The following is a 19,155-nucleotide window of genomic DNA, read 5'->3' as shown; positions in this document are numbered from 1 at the left end:
ATCAAGATTATAATAAATAAAATCTTGATTTTGTTTTTATTATTTTATTTCCTTCTAAAAAGAGGGTCAGGTAGAATAATAGGCTTTTTTATTTTAATTTTCTTTACATACCTATCATTTATATGTACGGCATATAAACCATCATGTGGAAGAGAGATATTTACATTATCATCTTCCGAAATACTTTGATTAACTAATGGGAAATCAAAACTATTAAGACTATAAATCTTTAAATTTGAATCACTTCCGCTAACATGAACCTCTACAACACTTCCGCCAATGTTAAGATAAGCTTTCGCATTTGGGTTATAATATTTAAAAGAAAAAATCTTTATATTATCTGAATCTGTTTCATTAGTTTCATCTACACTACCGTAATAATCTATGTGTAAATACATAAAATAAGTTTGGCCTTCCGACAAATTCAATCCTCCGATGTAATCGTATATTGTCTGAGATATTTCAACTGTCCTTGAAGCTCCTGCTGCTATACTCCCAAAATTAGCTATCCGAAAATTATATACAGGAAACCCATTAGTATTAGGGTAGGCGTTATTAGAACCTGAAACAAGCAAATAGCAAGCAAAATTCTCTGCTTGACCTGCATCATTATTTTTTATTTTTATTTTAAACTCAGCCAATTCACTATCTCTAAATGTAATCACCTCTCCTCCAGGGAAAACATTAAAATTACCTTGGCCACCAACCTCTACATCAAGCTCTTCTAATGCTAAATTTGGCATAGCATTATTATCAATAGGGTCACACACATCTCCTATATTATCTCCGTCCCCATCTTCTTGGTATGGATTGTACGTATATGGACAGTTATCAGCGTCATCTATAACATCATCATTATCAGCATCATCATCACAAACATCACCTACTCCATCTCCATCAGAATCCAACTGATTAATATTTGAAATGTTAACGCAATTATCACACACATCTCCTATACCATCTCCATCTGTATCTGCTTGATCTAAATTAGCCCTAAGAGGACAATTATCATTCTCATTTAAAACACCATCATTATCTGCGTCATCATCACATTCATTACCTATTCCATCGCCATCTGAATCCAGCTGGTTAGGATTTGAATCATTAATACAATTATCACATACATCTCCTACACCATCATTATCAGCATCTTCTTGATTTAAATTATGAGTATTAGGGCAATTATCATTTTCATTTAAAACACCATCATTATCGTAATCGTAATTAACACTAAAATCGACCTCTCTGTAGTTATTTCCATTAGAATCGGTTAAACCAGTTCCTGATTGGTAAATTCTATTATTAACTCCTCCTGGATATAAATGAGCAAATTCTTGTTTCACATATATATATACACTATATCTTAACTTTCTAAACACGTTATTTGAGGGAAAATTATTTGCTCCACCTAAGAACAATTCGATATTAGAGGGGTGAAATAGTGAAGATTGATCAAAAGTAGCATAAATACTATAATCATCATCACCCGAATTGAAATTAGATGGAAGGATAGTTCGACCGTAACCATTTAAATACTCTCCCGTATTAATATTACTGTTTGAGGGGTAATTACTATCAAACCAAACTTTGTCTCGTATTTTTTCTATATGATTTTTTGCTATCATTGGCCTACCGTTATAAGATATTCCTTGGTTATCAGGAAGATCTACTGTAAATCCGTGATGCACATAACGCTCGAATCTATAGCCCTCAAAATCAAATTGTTGACCACTATTAGGTATATAAATACCTACAGAGTTTAAGTTCCCACATACTTGAGTTGAAACTTGTGAATAGGTGTAATTTAATACAGATAAAATAAAAATTAATAGGATGTTTTTTTTCATTTGTTTTGTTTATGGTTTTATTTAGAATAATTAATCTCCGTCATTATCTTGCTCAGACGGGTTATAACTAATATTTAATGCAGAAAGCATATCTGATTTAAAAGATGAAACGACTAACTGTATAGCATCATAAGCCTCGGTCATTTTAGTATTATCTATTTCTACTTGATTTTTAAAATTAGTATTCAACACTTCCACCTTTAGTCTTGAATCGTCTATACGTGTATTTATAACTTCAACCAAGTCATTTCTATTTAAAGCTATTAAGTACGCCTTAATACTTTCACCTTCACTAGTACCTGCATATGCTTTTCCATTAAATAAATCCTGTGTAGCATTTAAGGCTTCCAATGCTAAAGTTCTAGAATCATCTTCTTTATAAAGTGCTTCTACTAAATCGGACCTAGGGTCTGTAGTAAATATTCCAGCTGGTAATCCTATTTTTTGAGTTCTAAATCGTTTTTCGAAATAGAAGATATAAGTATTTATTAATACATTTACAGAACCTGTTGCAGTATTCTCTGTATTAATAATAAATGCGTCTCTATAATTAGTTGTCCAATCTTCCAACACATTATTAGTCAGCGATTTCATTTCGTTAATTAAATCTGAAAGATAATTTAAGTAACTTATGTTTGAATACATATTTAAAATAGCGACATCACTATCTGCCATACCAAACAACAAATAATCCACAGCAGGAAACCCTACTGCATCATTATTATTTCCACTTGATAAATCATAATTACCATTGGAAACATTATTTTCAATGTTTACTATATCTGTTGGAAAAACATTCATTCTATTTCTAAAAAATAGTTCTTCAGCTTTTCCTATTTCAAACATTTCTACTGATTGATATACTTTGTACGCTTCAAACCAATCCGTTCTTAATTGTTCTAAATTTTCTTGATTAGGAGATACTACAAAAGCATCTTTTGACGTAACCAAAGTATTTAATTTCAAACTTAAGTCTTGATAAGCAGGAATAATAATATTATCTGCAATATTGGTTAACATTGCACCTCTATCAAAAGTATCGTTTGTTCCAGTATTTCCAGAGTTACCATCGTCTGATGAACATGCAAAAACAGCTAAGACTATACCTGTTACTACTAAAATTCTTTTTATCATAAATTCTAAATTTTATTCTTTCCTTTTCAATTCTCAAAAATAATAAAATAGCAGCTACTTATTAGTAGCTACTATTTTAGTTATAATTATGTTTTCTTAACTGCCTGCTTGTGTCGTTGTAAAGTTAAATTCTTCAGAAATAGTATCAGACATTGTATCTAATGTTTCTGGGGTAAGGTCCCAAAAACCATTCCCATCCATTAATGTTGAAATAAAGCCATCTACTTCAGATTTTGTAAAGTACGCTGTATTTGTTCCTGGTTTTCTCGTGAACTGTAAACTATAAACAAATCCAAACCCTTCAGATAAATCATGAAATGCCACTGCGTTATTTGTATTTAAGCTATTTTTACCTTGTTGTAGATAGTACACGGCTCTAACACCTATAACCTCAGATATTTTTTCTCTAATAATTTCAGCTTGTGCGTCGCGTACTTCATAATTCTTAGCAACTATGGCTGCTCTTCCTAATTTAAAAGCATTATAAATTTCCATTGCGATCCCCTGGAAATCGGCATCATCCTCTACTCTAGACACATACTTATTTAAAAAACTATCTGCGCCTAAAACTGGAACAGCAGTATTTTCTTCGTTACCATATAGATACCCATAAGCTTCATCCCACTTATGTTCCATAGTGGTATAGTTTTTATCATCATCTAATACGCCTGCATCATTATTGGCCCTATTATCTCCTGCATCTAAAACAGAAGGGCTCAAGTAGTTATTCAATATTTGATCGGTCATTAATGCCCCTATTAAAGATTTGGCAAAGGCTTGATTTAATTCCAAGCCTTTTTCGTTTACATAACGAGAGGTACCGCCTCCTACTTGCAGTTCTCCTGCGTTGCCAGCAGAAGCGTCATTATCCCAATTTGAAAACACATCGTTTACTTGGTCTGCTATGTATGTATCAAAATCGGCTTTTATAGCATTTGCATCTGTTGTATTTGCTGAGAAGAAATCTGAAGATGCTGCGGTTTTACTACGCACATTTTTACTTGAAGCATTTAAATCGGCATCACTAAAGTCGTTAGCGCCTTCTTCATGAGCAAACATAGCATCTAATTCAACCTCTTGTTTTTCTCTATTTTTTAAGGCAGTAACGAGCTCTTCTGCCATTAGGATTCGCGTTGTTTGCCCTCCAAAGCTTACTGTTGTATTCCCACTTCTCTCAAATACGTAAGTATCTGGAGCGGTTACTTCATTAGTTACTGGTGGTGTTCCTGTGCCATCATCGTCATCACTACAAGATGTAAGCCCTAGAGCTGCTATTGAGACTAATCCTAATACAAATTTGTTCATTTCTTTTTATTTTTATTTAGACTGACTATAAATAAATTATATTTTAAGAGAGCAAAAATAAAAACGAAAAACAATTCCCGCAAATTTATTTAGACTTAATTTAAATAAAAACACTATTTTAACATATCAAGACAACGCCATCCATTAATCTAAAAATCAATGGTAAACAGTAAAAATTTTTGAAGCTTCATTATAAGCGCTCTCAAAAGCAATCGCATTTAAATCGCTTGCTTTTTGAGAGGTTAAATACGACAATACTTTTTCGGTTGGCATATTACCTGTAAGCTCATCTTTAGCCATTGGGCAGCCTCCAAAGCCTTGTATGGCACCATCGAAACGACGACAACCTGCTTGGTATGCTGCATCTACCTTTTCAAACCATGTTGTTGGTGTGGTATGTAAATGTGCTCCAAACTCTATATTTTCATATTGAGGAATAAGATTAGAAAAAAGGTATTCTATATTCTCGGGGTTTGAACTTCCTATGGTATCGCTAAGTGAAAGAATTTTAACACCCATTTTATTTAAGCGTTCGGTCCATTCGCCTACGATATCAACATTCCATGGATCGCCATAAGGGTTTCCGAAGCCCATTGAAATATAGACTACTAATTCTTTATTAGATTGGACTGCTATATTTAAAATTTGGTCTAAAGTAATTACAGATTGTGCTATAGTCTTGTGCGTATTACGCATTTGAAAGTTTTCAGAAATTGAAAAAGGATAGCCTAAGTAATCTATTTCTGGGTGTACAGAAGCCGCTTGAGCACCTCTCACATTGGCTACGATGGCTAGTAATTTACTTGTTGTTTTACTTAAATCTAACTGCGCCAACACCTCTGCAGTGTCTACCATTTGTGGTATTGCCTTTGGAGACACAAAACTTCCAAAATCGATGGTATCAAAACCAACACGTAAAATAGATTGAATATATTGTACTTTCTGTGCTGTAGGGATAAATTGCTTTATTCCTTGCATAGCGTCTCGTGGACATTCGATAACTTTTACTTTAGCATTCTTCATTTAAAAATCAAAGATAAAAAAGATTAGTAGTTACAAAACTATTATTCATTACAGATTATTTCATAAAAACAAATCCAAAAAAGCGTTTGTTTTGTAAAACACAAATTCCTCTAATGTATTAAACAAGATCTGCTTTCGCTTTTAGATTAATATTAAAACTGCGATTCCTATAAAAACAACGATTTGCAACCATTTTAAAACCAGACCTACTTTATTATTTTGTTTTAAATAATTAGAAATAGAACCTGCTAATAAAGCTATAGCAGAAAATATAATAAATGAAATAACCATAAACACGCCCCCCAACACATAAAATTGTGTTACTGTACTCAAAGTATCACTAAATAAAAACCCTGGAAAAAAAGCTAGAAAAAAAACAGACACTTTAGGGTTTAAAACATTCATTATAAACCCTTGTTTAAAAAGTTGTACTAAACTTTTTTGAGGTACATTTTTATTCGACAAAGTAACCTTAGAGTCGCTTTTAAACACTTTATAAGCTAAATATAACAAATACAATGCGCCTAAAAGCTTAATCGCAAAAAACAACGTTGTGTTTGCTTTAATAATCGCAGAAACTCCAAAAGCAACCAGAGAAGTGTGTACTAAACAACCAGAAATTAATCCGCTAACAGTAGCTATTCCAAAAACTTTTCCATTAGTAATACTTTGCATTAATACATAAATATTATCTGGTCCAGGAGAAAGCGCCAAAATAGAAGTAGCCAAAACAAATGATAATATAAGGTCGTAATTCATAAAGCGATTTTTGAATAAAAATAAAGCATTCACAAAGAAAAAATAAGCTACTTATAATCTTTTTGTGGTTTATTTACATTGTTAATTAAAGTGTAACTACTAGTTCGCTAACAATGCCTTGTTTATGGTTTTAATTAATGCTGGCCCTTCGTAAATAAAACCTGTATAAATTTGTACTAAATCGGCCCCTGCCTCTATTTTTTCTATAGCATCTTTAGCAGAGTGTATCCCTCCTACTCCAATAATAGGAAATGCTTTATTACTTTTACTGGAAAGATATTTAATAACCTCCGTCGACTTTTCCTTTATGGGCTGACCACTTAACCCGCCATTACCTATTGTTTCTAAATGCGTTTTAGAAGCTTTTAAACCGGCTCTATCTACAGATGTATTACTAGCAATAACACCATCTAGATTGGTTTCGGCAATTAATGCTATTATTTCATCCAATTGAGTCGCGTTCAAGTCTGGAGCTATTTTTAAAAGAATAGGTTTTTTCTTTGAGAATGTTTCATTCGCGTTTTGTACTGTACCTATTAATTCTAGTAAATAATCTTTATCATTTAACTTTGCATGGCTTCCCACGTTCGGACAGCTAACATTCAAAACAAAATAATCGACATAAGGATGTAATGCGTTAAAACACTCCAAATAATCCTTGGTATAATTTTCAGGTTTTGTTTGGGTATTTTTACCAATATTTCCACCTATTATAAGTTTTCCTTTATTTTTTTTCAGCTGAGCAATTGCTGATTCCAATCCATTATTATTAAACCCCATACGATTAATAATACCATTATCCTCTTTTAACCTAAATAATCGTTTTTTAGGATTTCCTTCTTGAGCCTTTGGTGTAACGGTACCTATTTCTATAAAGCCAAAGCCAAAATTTGCTAACTCATTATACAACACTGCATTTTTATCGAAACCAGCAGCTAATCCCACTGGGTTTTTAAATGTTAATCCAAAAAGTTTGCGTTCTAATCGCTCATCACTTATAAGGTATACCCTTTTTAATACAAATGCCATTCCAGGAATTTTGGAAATGCTTTTAATTAAAGAAAACGTAAAATGGTGAACCTTTTCTGGATCGAAAAGAAAAAATAATGGTCTTAAAAGTAATTTGTACATCTATCAATGTTTGCACAAAAGTACTTCTAAATAAAAAATTGCGCAATTCTAAAAGACAAAAAAGTTATAAATCGTAACTTTAACCCCGCAATAAATATTTATTGTTTTATTTAAATGCAAACAAAACCAGATTTAAAATGATTTCTAAAGAAGATATAATCAAACGATTTGTAAGCTATGTTACTGTAGATACCGAATCGGACCCAGAAAGTAAGACGACACCAAGCACAGCAAAACAATGGGACTTAGCCAATGCCTTGGTCGAGGAGTTAAAAGCTATTGGTATGCATGATGTTTCTATAGACGATAATGCTTATATAATGGCAACCTTACCTAGTAATGTTGATTATGACCTTCCTACAATTGGTTTTATATCGCATTTTGATACGACTCCGGATTTTACAGGAGCTAACGTAAAACCTCAAATTATTAATGATTATGATGGAAAGGATATTGTATTAAACAAAGCAGAGAACATTGTATTATCTCCAGATTATTTTGAAGATTTGCTATTATATAAAGGGCAGACCTTAATTACTACAGATGGTACAACTCTTTTAGGAGCAGATGACAAGGCTGGAATATGTGAAATTATATCGGCAATGGAATATCTTATCCAAAACCCAGACATTAAACACGGTAACATAAAAGTAGGCTTTACGCCAGACGAAGAAATAGGTCGTGGTGCTCACAAGTTTGATGTTGAAAAATTTGGTGCAGATTGGGCTTACACAATGGATGGTAGTCAAATAGGAGAATTAGAATATGAAAATTTTAATGCTGCTGGTGCTAAAGTAAGGATAAAAGGAAAAATTGTACACCCAGGCTATGCCAAAGGTAAAATGATAAACTCTATGTACATCGCTACAGAATTTATTAATTCTCTTCCGCGTATGGAAACCCCTGAACATACAGAAGACTATGAAGGTTTTTTCCATTTATATGCTATGAATGGTGAAGTTGAAGACACTGTATTACAATATATTATTCGCGACCATGATCGCGAACATTTTGAAGCACGTAAAGCGGTCATGCAAAATCTAACCGATGAGCTAAATGCGCAATATGGTAGAGATGTCATTGCTATAGAAATTACAGATCAATATTTTAATATGAAGGAAAAAGTAGAGCCTGTAATGCATATTGTGGATGTTGCTGAAACGGCCATGAAGCAGCTAAACATAAAACCACTTATAAAGGCGATACGCGGTGGTACCGATGGTTCACAATTAAGTTATATGGGCTTGCCTTGTCCTAATATTTTTGCCGGTGGACATAATTTTCACGGACGTTATGAATACGTTCCTGTAGAAAGCATGATCAAAGCCACTGAGGTTATTTGTAAGATTGCAGAAATTGTAGCCGAAAAAAAATAATTTCCTTTTCTTATACAAAGGTAACAGCCCAAAACAATAATTGTTTTGGGCTGTTTTTTTTTGGTGTCATAACCACCTCATTTAAGTAAAAACAAGACTAAAATGCATTTATCATTCTGATTTGACTTGTTTAAATAAGTGAAAATATAATGATAACGTAACTTCTTTTCTAAAATCCTCATATTCCTTTTGCTTATCTTCAGCTTGATAATAACTTCCTCTTAGAGCTATTGAAAACCGACTGTTTTTAGGCGTATATTGAAGTTCTGCATTAGCTCCAAACTGTAATGGATTGGTACTATACTTTTCATAATCATCTGGATTATCGTATGTATATGTAAAACTCTCTCTTGTTATCCCAGACATTTCTAATCCCACAAACCCCTTTATGTTCTTAATAAGATTTATACGCTTATCAACACTTAAATACGTCCATTTTTGAAACCCAATACGGTCGTGCAGTTTATATGCATGAGAGATTCTTATATCGTCATTTTTGGTCGGATAATAGCCTATTCTAGCCTCCCAGTCAAAAGATGATGAATTACCCCAATCTTCTCCAGGACCGTCAATAGCCATTTTAGGATCAAAACCAAATGACACGAATGGATTTAAAAGTTCAAAGGTTGTTTGTGAGCTACTGGTTAGGCAACTTAAAGTTATTACAATAATTAATAGCTGCTTCATTTTATCACTGTTTTAGATTATTATACATATACACGTATTGCTTTTATAGTTGTATTAAAAACTTAGCTTTCAAAAAATTCAGAACGTATTTTACTCCACTCGTCAAATTAGACCGCTTTAACAATATTACTGTTCGTTTTGTCTATTTTACGATTCTTATGCTTTTTAAAAAATATGGTAATTCTTCGATTATACTTTATTCTTACATAAAAACCCCCATATATAATTGCATCTTGATAAGCGCTATTAAATAAGGGGGCATTAAAATCTTTATATTATCAACAACTACACTTGTAAAAAAAATATTGATTCACATCACTATTTTGCTTCAACACTAACTTTATTCAAAACAACACAATTACTATATTTTAATATAATAACCCTGTTTTAAATAAAAGAGACACGTAATAAGGATCATTTTATTTACAGCTCATGTCTTTATTCTCTTTAAACCATTAATAAATGTATAAGTACACTACATTTTGTAATCTTACGCATTAACATATAGGGAAGCCGCTTCCCGTAACACTTTTACCAATACAATACCGTCTACAACCTTTAAAGATTTATATCGCAATGAAAACATTTTTTTACGCTTTTCTGTAATATGATGTTCTTTATACGATTGTATTTGATTTGCATTACAAAATCCAAGATCTACAAATTTCTTTTTATGACTTGCATTAAGATAGCATAACGGTTTCCCTTTTATATAATAGAAAGGGATTTTATATTTATATTTTAACTCTATTTCTGGTATTGTTTGCTCTATTATTAATTGTAAATGCATTAAAATAGATTTGTACGGTTCAATTTGATTAAGAATATAACTTTCAGCAGGGTTCATTTTATACAGCTTTAGAATATCCCCATTATACCTAATATAATTAATATAACACCTATAATAGCTTTAAAAGGCATTAAACTATCTGAAAATTTTTTTAATGCATCTCCTATTCCTGGGGCCTTTACTGTAACGTGTGTGAGTAACAAAAACCCTCCTAATGTACTTACTATATTAAGCAGTATATTATTGGTTCCTAAAAGTCCTATAACACCAAAGATGGTTAACACTCCTCCTATAATGGTTTGAAACGGAGTTAAAACACCTGCTACTTTAGTAAAGAAATTACTATTTCCATCCCATTTATCTAAGGTTGCTAATCCAAGCAAAATACCACCAGCTACTTTTATCACGTTTAACAATAATGCCACCATATCACTGTATTTTAATTGATTAGACCCTAATTTAAGAACTTTTACAATATTTAACAAATGATTTCTTACTTATATGAAATTAAAAAAATCATTATTAAAACTTGTCGTTCTTAATTGATTTTATTTACTTTGTAATTCAAAGTACTTTAGTTATGAGTGATAAAGATTATTTAAAAGATATAAGCGAGATAAAAAGTTTAATGAACAAATCCTCTCGTTTTATTTCGCTTAGTGGATTGTCTGGTATTTTAGCCGGAATCTATGCATTAATTGGAGCTACTATTGCGTATTGGCTGGTTATAGAATATAGCTATGGCAAGCTCCTTTTAGACGGTAAAATATTCAACTTAATACTCTTAGACTTATTTTTAATTGCCTTTTTTAGTGTTATAACAGGCATCTATTTAACCACACGAAAGGCTAAGAAAAATGGAGAACCCTTTTGGGACACCTCATCTAAACGCCTTATTTTAAGCTTTATAACACCTCTTATTACGGGTGGCATTTATATTATGATTATTTTAAATCAAAACAAATACGGACAAACGGGCGCGCTAATGCTTATTTTTTATGGTTTGGCTTTGGTTAATGCCTCTAAGCATAGCATTGGAGATATTCGTTATCTCGGTTTCATACAAATTATTTTAGGCTTAATTTGTGCCCTTTATCCAGGTTATGGGTTTTGGCTTTGGGTACTTGGTTTTGGTGTAATGCATATTATTTATGGAACGTGGATGCATTTTAAATACGATGTAAAATAAAAAATGTACTTTAAGGCTTAAAAGGAGATATTAAAAAAACAAAGATTTCTGTTTTCTCAGAAACCAATATGAGTATAATAAACAACATAAACAAGGTATTTGATCATCGTATTCGCTTGGGTATTATGTCTATTTTAATGGTTAATGAATCTGCCGATTTTAAAACTTTAAAAACGCTATTAGAAGCTACAGATGGAAATTTAGCGAGTCATACCAAAGCCTTAGAAAAAGCAGAATATATTACTATTGAAAAGCAATTTATAGGCAGAAAACCGAATACCCGTTACAGCACTACGCTATTGGGAAAAGCAGAATTTAAAAAACACATTAATGCGCTTGAAAAACTAATTAATAAAACATAATATTTTTTTATCATTAAACTTTGAAATTCAAAGTACTTTACAATATTTAACATGAGAAATATCTTTAACATTATTGCTGCACTTTTGTTTAGCACATTATTTTACAAACAAAACATCGGTTTAAACCTTTCGCTTTTTAGCCTATTAACACTTATTATTTTAGTTATAAATAGCCCTAACGCCTTTAAAAATAAAATCACACTTATTAAGTCACTAAGTTACCTCATTACTGGCTTTGCAGCTTTCTTATATAAATCGGATTTAGCAATCACAGCAAACATAGTCGCTTTTTTTATAGTCATAGGGAGCATTTCAGAGCACAGAGCATCACTATATATAAACTGGCTTAATGGATGCTACACTACAAGTGCTGCTTTTTTTCATCGTTTATACGAAAAGGATCAAACCAAAACACCAAATAAGTATGAAAAAATAGACTACCTATATTGGTTAAAAATTATAGGCATTCCATTAATAGTGTTAATTGTGTTTTTGAGTCTTTATAAAAATGGAAACCCTATGTTTTACGCGTTAACCTCAAAAATAGATTTTAGCTTCGTAAATTTTCAATGGGTTTTATTTAGTTTTCTAGGCTATTACTTGTTTAGTAATATTGCTGCCCCCATTGTGGTTAACCCAATTACAAATGTAGATGTTGCTACAAAAAATAGACTGAGTAAGCCCAAAGATTTTTTAGTAAAAAAATTAGAAAACGAAAAGCAACTAGGGGTTGTTTTAATGTGGTTACTAAATATTTTAATTACTATTTTTTTAATTACGGACATCCTCTACCTATTTAATCAAAAATCATTTAACGCCATAGAATTATCGCATCAAGTGCATAATGGTATAAACACTCTTATAATCTCCATAGTCCTTGCCATAATTATTATACTGTATTTTTTTAGAGGAAACCTTAACTTCTACAAACGCTCTAAGCCGTTAAAATACTTAAGCTATAATTGGATTGCACTAAATGTACTTCTCATACTTGTAATTGCATTTAAAAACTACTTATACATCTATTCCTTTGGCATAACCTATAAAAGAATCGGGGTTAACCTTTACTTATTCCTAGCTTTTATTGGACTAATTAGCACTTTAATAAAGGTGTACGCTATTAAAAACCTATGGTATTTATTACGGGTAAACATAAATATAGTTTTCGCCGTTTTAATTGTTGCAAGTTTAATTAATTGGGATAAAACCATTACTAATTACAATCTTAATTACGCAAAAGAAACAGATCTAGAATATTTAATTCAGCTTTCAAACAACAACACGTTTATACTTAAAACCTATGCAGACAAAAACAATTTGAATAAAGTACACAAGCACAAAATACTTAACAAATACAATAATTATTTAAAAGCACTCAATAATAACTCATGGCAAGAACTACAATACGATAATCTTACAATTAAAAAATAAATCATGAAACTAGGCAATCTCACTATAAAAGCAACATTACGCGCAAGCATAATATTTTGGCTAGTAATACTTACCGAGTATCACACAGAATTATCATTGGCATTAATAGTGTTTTCTATAATTCCTATATTCTTATGCTGTCTTATCACCATAGGCACAACTATATTTCCTTTTTTTTGGTTTCTAGAAAACAACAATACAGTCTTTAAAACAATTTTTCCTTATTATGCTAGTGTTGCTTTTACGATTTGTTTTTTATGCATTTATAAGTCTAACTACGAGATACACGTTATAGCCTTTTTTACTGCTGCTTTTTTTACGCTAATGCAAGTATGGATATGGACCTTTAAAAAACATTAATAATGAAAGCTTATAGAAAACATCTCATTATATGGCTATTCGAAATTTCCAAAACGCTATATACGCGTATTTTTAAAAAACATAAGCCCTGGGGCATATACAAAACGGAGCTCTTAACATACCCAGAAGCCTCCTTTGGAAAACACCTTGGCTTGTTCTTAAAAAGAAACCATTTTGAATTAATCCCTAAAGTGGAGCGTCATGATGCTTACCATGTGTTAACGGGTTATGGAACCAATGTTGAAGATGAAATTGCCTTACAATATTTAAGTTTAGGTAATGGTAAAAAAAGCTTCTATTTATTTGGAGCCATTATTTTAGGTACAGCTCTACTGCCAGACTATTTAAACTACTATCTGAAGTCTTATTGTATTGGAAAAAAAGCCAATGTTTTTCATAATCTAGATTTCAAAAACCTTTTAAACGTTTCATTAACTGATTTTAGATCTGAAATTTTCACAACCCAAAATTATGATAAATAGACTAAAAACAACTTCCAGGATTGCTCTTATTTCGTTCTTAATAGGGACACTCTTATTAATACTACATTTTATCTTCAAATCGGTAGAGTTTATAGTAGAGTTAGGTTACCTATATGTTTTACTCGCGGCTTTTGTGAATAGCATTATTTTAATTGTGTTACTAATTGCACTTATTATAGATAAGAACAAAATAGAATCTCTTAAAGCTATTGGAGTCCTCCTTTTAAATATTCCTATAGCCCTATTATACTTTCTCCTTGTAATAAAAACATTATAAAAAATGAACTATTTAATAAAATACTTAAAACGGTTATTCATACTATTTATACTTTGTATTGGCTATATGATTATGTCTAGCTATTTAATAGCAGATGCCGCCAAAGGAAAAACATATCAATCGGTTTTAAAAATTCCTAAATACAGGGTAGGATTATTATTGGGTACAATTAAAACATTACCCGATGGCACACAAAACTTGTATTATAAATACAGACTAGAAGCAGCCCTAACGCTATTTAAAGCGCATAAAATTGAATACCTGCTTATTAGCGGAGATAATAGTACAACAACCTATGACGAGCCTTCTACTTTTAAAGAAGACCTTATTAAACATGGTATTCCTGAAAATAGAATTTACTTAGATTATGCTGGTTTTAGAACCTTAGACTCCATTATTAGAGCAAAAAAGATTTTTGGCCTTTCTAAATTTATTGTAATCTCTCAGAAGTTTCATAATGAGCGCGCCATATACCTAGCAAAACAGCATAATATAGAAGCCATAGGCTTTAATGCAAAAGCTATAAAAGGGCCTTACAGTTTTAAAACAAAAATACGAGAACATTTTGCAAAAGCTAAAGCCGTTATAGACATTATGTGCAACGTTACCCCAAAATTTCTTGGAAAAACTATCGAAATAAAATAAGCAAATGTTCTTACAATTTAATAAAAATTATTTTTCTGCCTTCTTAGGCCTTTTTATAATAGAACTACTTATAGCTATCTTCTTAAAAAGCGGCTTCATAAGGCATACTTTTGGGGATTATCTGGTCGTAATCATGCTATATTGTTTTTTTAAGAGTGTATTTAAAATTAGCTCTATAAAAGTGGCTCTATTTGTACTATTTGTAGCCTACACGGTAGAATTCTTACAGTACTTTAACCTTCTAGATTACCTAAACTTAAAACACCACCCTATAGCCACATTAATTTTTGGCAGCCATTTTAGTGTACAAGATCTCATAGCCTATTTATTGGGAGCAATCTCTGCGATATGGATAGATAAAAACATAAACAGCAATGCTTAACATAAACACATTAATACGAAAAAAGAAAGTACTTTCGCTTTTAACAGTACTCATCCTTTTTTCTATGGCACTATTAGCTATTAGAATGCTACTCACAAGATCTCCGCATTTTCTATTTTTAGTATGGAACTTAATACTTGCAATAGTTCCATATGCAATAAGTGCTTATTTAATAAGGTTGGACCGTTTGGGAAGGTTAAGACTAGGGGTTCTATTTTGTTTCTGGCTTTTATTTCTCCCTAATGCTCCGTATATTATTACAGACTTAATACACATCAAAACTAGTAGAAGCACCTTATTATGGCTAGACGTTTTACTAATTTTATCGTTCGCTATAAACGGCTTGCTTCTTTTTTATTTTTCGGTACAAGATTTTAAAATAGTACTAAGCACACAACTCAGCAATACCGCAATAAAGGTTGTAACAGTGTTCGTAATGTTTAGCACAAGTTTTGGGATGTATCTTGGACGTTTTTTACGCTACAACTCTTGGGAAATCCTAAGTAACCCTCAGTATTTAATTTTAGACGTTTTCAATATCGTAACACAACCTAAACAACATTATAATGCCTGGTTATTCACCATTTGTTTTGGCTTATACTTAGCTATTGGGTATCTCGTATTCAATAGATTACGCCTAAATAATTCCACTAGATAATACCCTCTAAAATTAGTCCAATAGAAAAGGTTTTGTTAATTTTAATGCGTTAACCCATAAACTTTCAATTAAAATGAAAAAAATCTCGATTTTTACATTAATTTCTATTTTTGCCTTTTTCGCTTGTAAGCAAGAAAAGCAGCCCCCTATTTTAACCCCACTTACTTTAGGCGATTTTGAAATCTCTACCGATAAGATTATACAAAATGTCTCGTTTACTATTAAATATAATGGCGATGCCCCCAATATGGAAAGCATCTACAGCCAATTAAACAATTTTGAAGCTTATCCATACGATATCAATTTTGTTAACAATACTGCGACTCTAACGATTCCAGATTCTATTTCTGCGATTGCCTTTAATTTTAAAATAGATGGAGAGTATGACACTAATAACAAAAAAGGATATATACTCCCTATTTATGATGCTTCTGGAAATACGGTAAAAGGTAGCAATTCCAATACACTATATTATCCTACATATTACGGCGCAGAGTACGGATTAGAAGGCGACAAAAAACAATTATTGATTGCTATAGAAGAAGACCTTAAAGCATTTCCAGAATTAAAAGAGAAATGGGGAGACTCTTATTTCAATATTATTTACAGAAACGATAAAGCCCAAGGAAAACGTCTTTCTGAAACTGCTATAAAAACACTGACTTCCAAAGAGCATCTAAATGAAAAAGAGTATCTAAAACTCTCTAAATTTTACAACATAACAAAACAAAAAACACTTGCCGACTCCATTTCAAAAATAGCCATTGAAAAATACCCTAATGGAGAAATGAAAGTTAATCGCCTTACCGATCAATTCTACAGGTCTAAAGATTTGGCTGAAAAAGAAAAGATATTCACAGAGTTAAATACCATTGCTCCAACAAACCAAAACCTTCCTTATTTAAAAAATAATTTAGCCTTATTAAACTATAATGCAGGTCACGTTGAAGCTTTTGAAGAATACGCCAATACAATTAAAGCCCCTGAAACTAAGGCTAGCTTGTACAATAATATTGCCTGGAATTTAGCTGAAAAAGGAAAGGATTTAGCCTTTGCTTCCCAAATATCTAAACGCTCTTTAGAGCTTATAAAATTGGCTCAAAACAATAAAAAACCAAGCTACCTTACAGTAAATCAATACAAAGAGCGTATGGAGGATAGCTACAATATGTATGCAGATACTTATGCTTTCATACTATTTAAACAAGACAAGCTAAAAGAAGCGATTACTTATCAAGCTCAAGCTGTAGGAAAAGGTAATAATGCAGAGATGAATGAGCGCTATATTGAATTTTTAGTTACAGACAAACAATACAAATTAGCGAACACCAAAGCCAATGCCTTTTTAAGCAATGGTAAAGGTTCTCAAAAAATGATCGCATTATACAAGGATGCGTTTACACAGACTAATCCAAATGGTGATTTTAACAGCATCATTGCTGCAATAGAAAAAGAAGTACATGAAAAAGAAGTAATTGCCCTAAAAAAAGCAATGCTCGATGAAACTGCGCCCCCTTTTACTTTAAAAAATCTTGATGGAGAAGACATTACTTTAGCCGCTTTAAAAGGTAAAACAGTAATTTTAGATTTCTGGGCTACTTGGTGTGGTCCCTGTAAAGCATCATTCCCTGGGATGCAACAAGTTGTTGAAAAATACAAAAATAATGATAACGTTGTATTGCTTTTTGTAGATACCTTTGAGGATGGTAAAAGTAGAGAAAAAAATGTCGCTAAATTTATAAAAGACAATAACTATGATTTCAATGTTATTTTTGACACCAAAAATGAAGAAACAGATCAATTTGATGTGGCATCCAATTATAATGTAAGCGGTATTCCAACCAAGGTCATTATAGGGCCTTCAGGAAAAATAAATTTCAAATCTGTTGGATTCAATGGTCAAAACGACAAATTAATACAGGAAATTGATTTAATGATTGACTTATTAAACCCATAATTCCCATTGTGTTTTTCAAAAAAAAGCCACTATTTAATAAAAGTGGCTTTTTATTTTTATAGAGTTACCTCCTTACTCTTTCCCTTCTACATAATCTTGTAAATAACTAAAACGTTCGGTTAACGCACCATTTTCTGTCATTTTTGCTCTTTCTAAAACCCCACTTTCATCACCATTAAAAAAAGCAGGTATTACAAATTTTAAAAACATTGTTCCAAAACCTTGACTTGCATCATTTGGTAATTCACAAGGTAGATTATCTACAGCCATAACAACAATAGCCTCTTCAGCCCTATAATCTACTTCTTTTTCCGTTTGTGCATTGTAACCATAAATAGGCTCTGCAATAGTAGATGCTCTAAGTGTTGAGGCAACAGGACCGTCAATATCACAACTAATATCGGCAACTAATTTAATTTTAAACTCTGGTGATTTAGCATCTTCACGCGTATATAAATAAGGAGAACCGTCTCCAAAAAAGTGTCCTGCAATAAATACATCACTTACTTTGGCAAATCTCATAAAATTAGATTTGTAGTCCTCTGGATTTTCATAGAAATCATATTTACCTAAATCTTGTCCATCCTTTCTTTCATTATAATCTAATACATCAATCTGAACATATACAGCCTCATCATAGGTATTTAACAAATATTCTGCTACAGAAACCTCCTTTATTTTTAAATGATCGAGAATCTCCTTTGCCCCTGTTCCTACTTTTCCGTTTCCTGTTAAAATGATTTTCATTTTAGGTACAACAATTGCATCTAAAGCGGCATTCAAAGCCGCCCTATCTTTAAATGTTTCTGCTTTAGGTAAATTAAAATCACCAGACTTTAAACCATAAGCTCTAAACCCATTGTATGCGCCTACTACACCAGCGTAATACCCAAAACCGATGAGTCTGTTATTTTTTTCGCTAACGATAGTTTCATGGTCATATAATGTAATATTCTTATTCAGAATTGCTCGCAATAAGTCACGATTATAAGATTGTTTTTTTATAGTATGACTAAAGAAAAAATACGATTTATTTGGTATTAATGCATCAATAGGGACTTCTTTTACACCCAACATCACATCTGCGGTTTCAATATTTTCTAAAACCTTAAAACCTAAATTAGAATATTCGGTATCATCAAATACACGAATGTTTGAAGATTCAACTATCATTTCTGCTTCTGGAAAATCAGACTGCATTTTACTTAAGCCTTCTGGAGAAAATACTACGCGGCGATCTGGTGGGTTTTTACGCTCTTTTATTAATGCAAATTTCATAGGGGATACTTTTTTCAGTTCCGCAATTGCGGATTATTCTTATTATTTATTCCTAAATCACTGACAGAGAACACCAAAGCAA

The 19,155-nt window shown here is 31.8% G+C and carries 20 protein-coding genes; 10 read left to right on the top strand and 10 right to left on the bottom strand.

The genetic code is table 11. The features are described from left to right. Positions 1 to 44: 44 nt before the first annotated feature. The 6 genes from AC2D8I_RS05770 to AC2D8I_RS05745 all read right to left on the bottom strand — a co-directional run bounded on the left by AC2D8I_RS05770 (position 45) and on the right by AC2D8I_RS05745 (position 7,199). Positions 45 to 1,847, bottom strand: a complete 1,803-nt coding sequence (locus tag AC2D8I_RS05770) for a thrombospondin type 3 repeat-containing protein (protein ID WP_484705040.1) — start codon at positions 1,845 to 1,847, stop codon at positions 45 to 47. 30 nt (positions 1,848 to 1,877) lie between these two features. Then, complete coding sequence (locus tag AC2D8I_RS05765; RefSeq protein ID WP_484705039.1) at positions 1,878 to 2,981, bottom strand: imelysin family protein; 1,104 nt, start codon at positions 2,979 to 2,981, stop codon at positions 1,878 to 1,880. A gap of 96 nt (positions 2,982 to 3,077) precedes the next feature. Next, on the bottom strand, positions 3,078 to 4,286 hold the full coding sequence (locus AC2D8I_RS05760; protein ID WP_484705038.1) for a DUF4856 domain-containing protein: 1,209 nt from the start codon (positions 4,284 to 4,286) through the stop codon (positions 3,078 to 3,080). Positions 4,287 to 4,442: 156 nt separating this feature from the next. Continuing rightward, positions 4,443 to 5,309 carry a hydroxymethylglutaryl-CoA lyase gene (locus AC2D8I_RS05755; protein WP_484705037.1) on the bottom strand — a complete coding sequence of 289 codons (867 nt, stop codon included), beginning with the start codon at positions 5,307 to 5,309 and terminating at the stop codon, positions 4,443 to 4,445. A 141-nt stretch (positions 5,310 to 5,450) separates the two neighbouring features. Further along, positions 5,451 to 6,068 (bottom strand): LysE family translocator, encoded by a 618-nt coding sequence (locus tag AC2D8I_RS05750; RefSeq protein ID WP_484705036.1) that lies wholly within the window; start codon positions 6,066 to 6,068, stop codon positions 5,451 to 5,453. 99 nt (positions 6,069 to 6,167) lie between these two features. Next, positions 6,168 to 7,199 carry a quinone-dependent dihydroorotate dehydrogenase gene (locus tag AC2D8I_RS05745; RefSeq protein ID WP_484705035.1) on the bottom strand — a complete coding sequence of 344 codons (1,032 nt, stop codon included), beginning with the start codon at positions 7,197 to 7,199 and terminating at the stop codon, positions 6,168 to 6,170. 137 nt (positions 7,200 to 7,336) lie between these two features. Here AC2D8I_RS05745 and pepT point away from each other — a divergent pair, with 137 nt between their 5' ends. Next, positions 7,337 to 8,575 (top strand): peptidase T, encoded by a 1,239-nt coding sequence (pepT, locus tag AC2D8I_RS05740; RefSeq protein WP_484705034.1) that lies wholly within the window; start codon positions 7,337 to 7,339, stop codon positions 8,573 to 8,575. 111 nt (positions 8,576 to 8,686) lie between these two features. Here the strand turns inward: pepT and AC2D8I_RS05735 are convergent, their stop codons facing one another. From AC2D8I_RS05735 to AC2D8I_RS05725, 3 genes are all read right to left on the bottom strand, one after another. Then, a complete protein-coding gene (locus AC2D8I_RS05735) occupies positions 8,687 to 9,262 on the bottom strand; it encodes a hypothetical protein (RefSeq protein ID WP_484705033.1) in 576 nt (191 codons plus the stop codon). A gap of 490 nt (positions 9,263 to 9,752) precedes the next feature. Then, positions 9,753 to 10,109, bottom strand: a complete 357-nt coding sequence (locus AC2D8I_RS05730) for a DUF1801 domain-containing protein (protein WP_484705032.1) — start codon at positions 10,107 to 10,109, stop codon at positions 9,753 to 9,755. A gap of 11 nt (positions 10,110 to 10,120) precedes the next feature. Further along, the gene (locus tag AC2D8I_RS05725; RefSeq protein WP_484705031.1) at positions 10,121 to 10,480 is read right to left on the bottom strand and encodes a hypothetical protein; all 360 of its coding nucleotides are present in this window, start codon (positions 10,478 to 10,480) and stop codon (positions 10,121 to 10,123) included. A 152-nt stretch (positions 10,481 to 10,632) separates the two neighbouring features. On the opposite strand from AC2D8I_RS05725, the gene AC2D8I_RS05720 reads away from it, so the two are divergent. The 9 genes from AC2D8I_RS05720 (at position 10,633) to AC2D8I_RS05680 (ending at position 17,795) form a co-directional block, all read left to right on the top strand. Then, positions 10,633 to 11,241: a hypothetical protein gene (locus AC2D8I_RS05720; protein WP_484705030.1), complete on the top strand. Its 609-nt coding sequence runs from the start codon at positions 10,633 to 10,635 to the stop codon at positions 11,239 to 11,241. A 68-nt stretch (positions 11,242 to 11,309) separates the two neighbouring features. After that, positions 11,310 to 11,603, top strand: a complete 294-nt coding sequence (locus AC2D8I_RS05715) for a winged helix-turn-helix domain-containing protein (RefSeq protein ID WP_484705029.1) — start codon at positions 11,310 to 11,312, stop codon at positions 11,601 to 11,603. A gap of 51 nt (positions 11,604 to 11,654) precedes the next feature. Beyond that, entirely contained in the window at positions 11,655 to 13,034 is a 1,380-nt protein-coding gene (locus tag AC2D8I_RS05710) for a DUF4153 domain-containing protein (protein ID WP_484705028.1), read from the top strand. A 362-nt stretch (positions 13,035 to 13,396) separates the two neighbouring features. Then, the gene (locus AC2D8I_RS05705; RefSeq protein WP_484705027.1) at positions 13,397 to 13,876 is read left to right on the top strand and encodes a Coq4 family protein; all 480 of its coding nucleotides are present in this window, start codon (positions 13,397 to 13,399) and stop codon (positions 13,874 to 13,876) included. Then, positions 13,866 to 14,153, top strand: a complete 288-nt coding sequence (locus AC2D8I_RS05700) for a hypothetical protein (protein ID WP_484705026.1) — start codon at positions 13,866 to 13,868, stop codon at positions 14,151 to 14,153. The genes AC2D8I_RS05705 and AC2D8I_RS05700 overlap by 11 nt, the downstream gene beginning before the upstream one ends. Positions 14,154 to 14,156: 3 nt before the next feature. Further along, the gene (locus AC2D8I_RS05695; protein WP_484705025.1) at positions 14,157 to 14,798 is read left to right on the top strand and encodes a SanA/YdcF family protein; all 642 of its coding nucleotides are present in this window, start codon (positions 14,157 to 14,159) and stop codon (positions 14,796 to 14,798) included. 4 nt (positions 14,799 to 14,802) lie between these two features. Further along, positions 14,803 to 15,180 (top strand): ribosomal maturation YjgA family protein, encoded by a 378-nt coding sequence (locus AC2D8I_RS05690; protein WP_484705024.1) that lies wholly within the window; start codon positions 14,803 to 14,805, stop codon positions 15,178 to 15,180. Beyond that, on the top strand, positions 15,173 to 15,838 hold the full coding sequence (locus AC2D8I_RS05685) for a DUF1361 domain-containing protein (protein ID WP_484705023.1): 666 nt from the start codon (positions 15,173 to 15,175) through the stop codon (positions 15,836 to 15,838). The genes AC2D8I_RS05690 and AC2D8I_RS05685 overlap by 8 nt, the downstream gene beginning before the upstream one ends. 73 nt (positions 15,839 to 15,911) lie before the next feature. Next, positions 15,912 to 17,795, top strand: a complete 1,884-nt coding sequence (locus tag AC2D8I_RS05680) for a redoxin domain-containing protein (RefSeq protein WP_484705022.1) — start codon at positions 15,912 to 15,914, stop codon at positions 17,793 to 17,795. Between the two features lie 72 nt (positions 17,796 to 17,867). On the opposite strand, the gene AC2D8I_RS05675 is transcribed toward AC2D8I_RS05680, so the two are convergent. Next, entirely contained in the window at positions 17,868 to 19,073 is a 1,206-nt protein-coding gene (locus AC2D8I_RS05675) for an NAD(P)-dependent oxidoreductase (protein ID WP_484705021.1), read from the bottom strand. Positions 19,074 to 19,155 lie beyond the last annotated feature (82 nt).

It is taken from the genome of Lacinutrix sp. YIN62, from assembly GCF_057219185.1.
This window is presented reverse-complemented; position numbering and strand designations above follow the sequence as displayed.

Excerpts from the sequence above, each read along its gene's own strand:
- pepT (WP_484705034.1), top strand. The coding sequence starts at position 7,337 with ATGATTTCTAAAGAAGATATAATCAAACGATTTGTAAGCTATGTTACT.
- AC2D8I_RS05690 (WP_484705024.1), top strand. The coding sequence starts at position 14,803 with ATGTTCTTACAATTTAATAAAAATTATTTTTCTGCCTTCTTAGGCCTT.
- AC2D8I_RS05685 (WP_484705023.1), top strand. The coding sequence starts at position 15,173 with ATGCTTAACATAAACACATTAATACGAAAAAAGAAAGTACTTTCGCTT.
- AC2D8I_RS05695 (WP_484705025.1), top strand. The coding sequence starts at position 14,157 with ATGAACTATTTAATAAAATACTTAAAACGGTTATTCATACTATTTATA.
- AC2D8I_RS05715 (WP_484705029.1), top strand. The coding sequence starts at position 11,310 with ATGAGTATAATAAACAACATAAACAAGGTATTTGATCATCGTATTCGC.
- AC2D8I_RS05755 (WP_484705037.1), bottom strand. The coding sequence starts at position 5,309 with ATGAAGAATGCTAAAGTAAAAGTTATCGAATGTCCACGAGACGCTATG.
- AC2D8I_RS05770 (WP_484705040.1), bottom strand. The coding sequence starts at position 1,847 with ATGAAAAAAAACATCCTATTAATTTTTATTTTATCTGTATTAAATTAC.
- AC2D8I_RS05700 (WP_484705026.1), top strand. The coding sequence starts at position 13,866 with ATGATAAATAGACTAAAAACAACTTCCAGGATTGCTCTTATTTCGTTC.
- AC2D8I_RS05730 (WP_484705032.1), bottom strand. The coding sequence starts at position 10,109 with ATGAACCCTGCTGAAAGTTATATTCTTAATCAAATTGAACCGTACAAA.
- AC2D8I_RS05720 (WP_484705030.1), top strand. The coding sequence starts at position 10,633 with ATGAGTGATAAAGATTATTTAAAAGATATAAGCGAGATAAAAAGTTTA.
- AC2D8I_RS05765 (WP_484705039.1), bottom strand. The coding sequence starts at position 2,981 with ATGATAAAAAGAATTTTAGTAGTAACAGGTATAGTCTTAGCTGTTTTT.
- AC2D8I_RS05735 (WP_484705033.1), bottom strand. The coding sequence starts at position 9,262 with ATGAAGCAGCTATTAATTATTGTAATAACTTTAAGTTGCCTAACCAGT.
- AC2D8I_RS05680 (WP_484705022.1), top strand. The coding sequence starts at position 15,912 with ATGAAAAAAATCTCGATTTTTACATTAATTTCTATTTTTGCCTTTTTC.
- AC2D8I_RS05705 (WP_484705027.1), top strand. The coding sequence starts at position 13,397 with ATGAAAGCTTATAGAAAACATCTCATTATATGGCTATTCGAAATTTCC.
- AC2D8I_RS05710 (WP_484705028.1), top strand. The coding sequence starts at position 11,655 with ATGAGAAATATCTTTAACATTATTGCTGCACTTTTGTTTAGCACATTA.
- AC2D8I_RS05675 (WP_484705021.1), bottom strand. The coding sequence starts at position 19,073 with ATGAAATTTGCATTAATAAAAGAGCGTAAAAACCCACCAGATCGCCGC.
- AC2D8I_RS05750 (WP_484705036.1), bottom strand. The coding sequence starts at position 6,068 with ATGAATTACGACCTTATATTATCATTTGTTTTGGCTACTTCTATTTTG.
- AC2D8I_RS05760 (WP_484705038.1), bottom strand. The coding sequence starts at position 4,286 with ATGAACAAATTTGTATTAGGATTAGTCTCAATAGCAGCTCTAGGGCTT.
- AC2D8I_RS05725 (WP_484705031.1), bottom strand. The coding sequence starts at position 10,480 with ATGGTGGCATTATTGTTAAACGTGATAAAAGTAGCTGGTGGTATTTTG.
- AC2D8I_RS05745 (WP_484705035.1), bottom strand. The coding sequence starts at position 7,199 with ATGTACAAATTACTTTTAAGACCATTATTTTTTCTTTTCGATCCAGAA.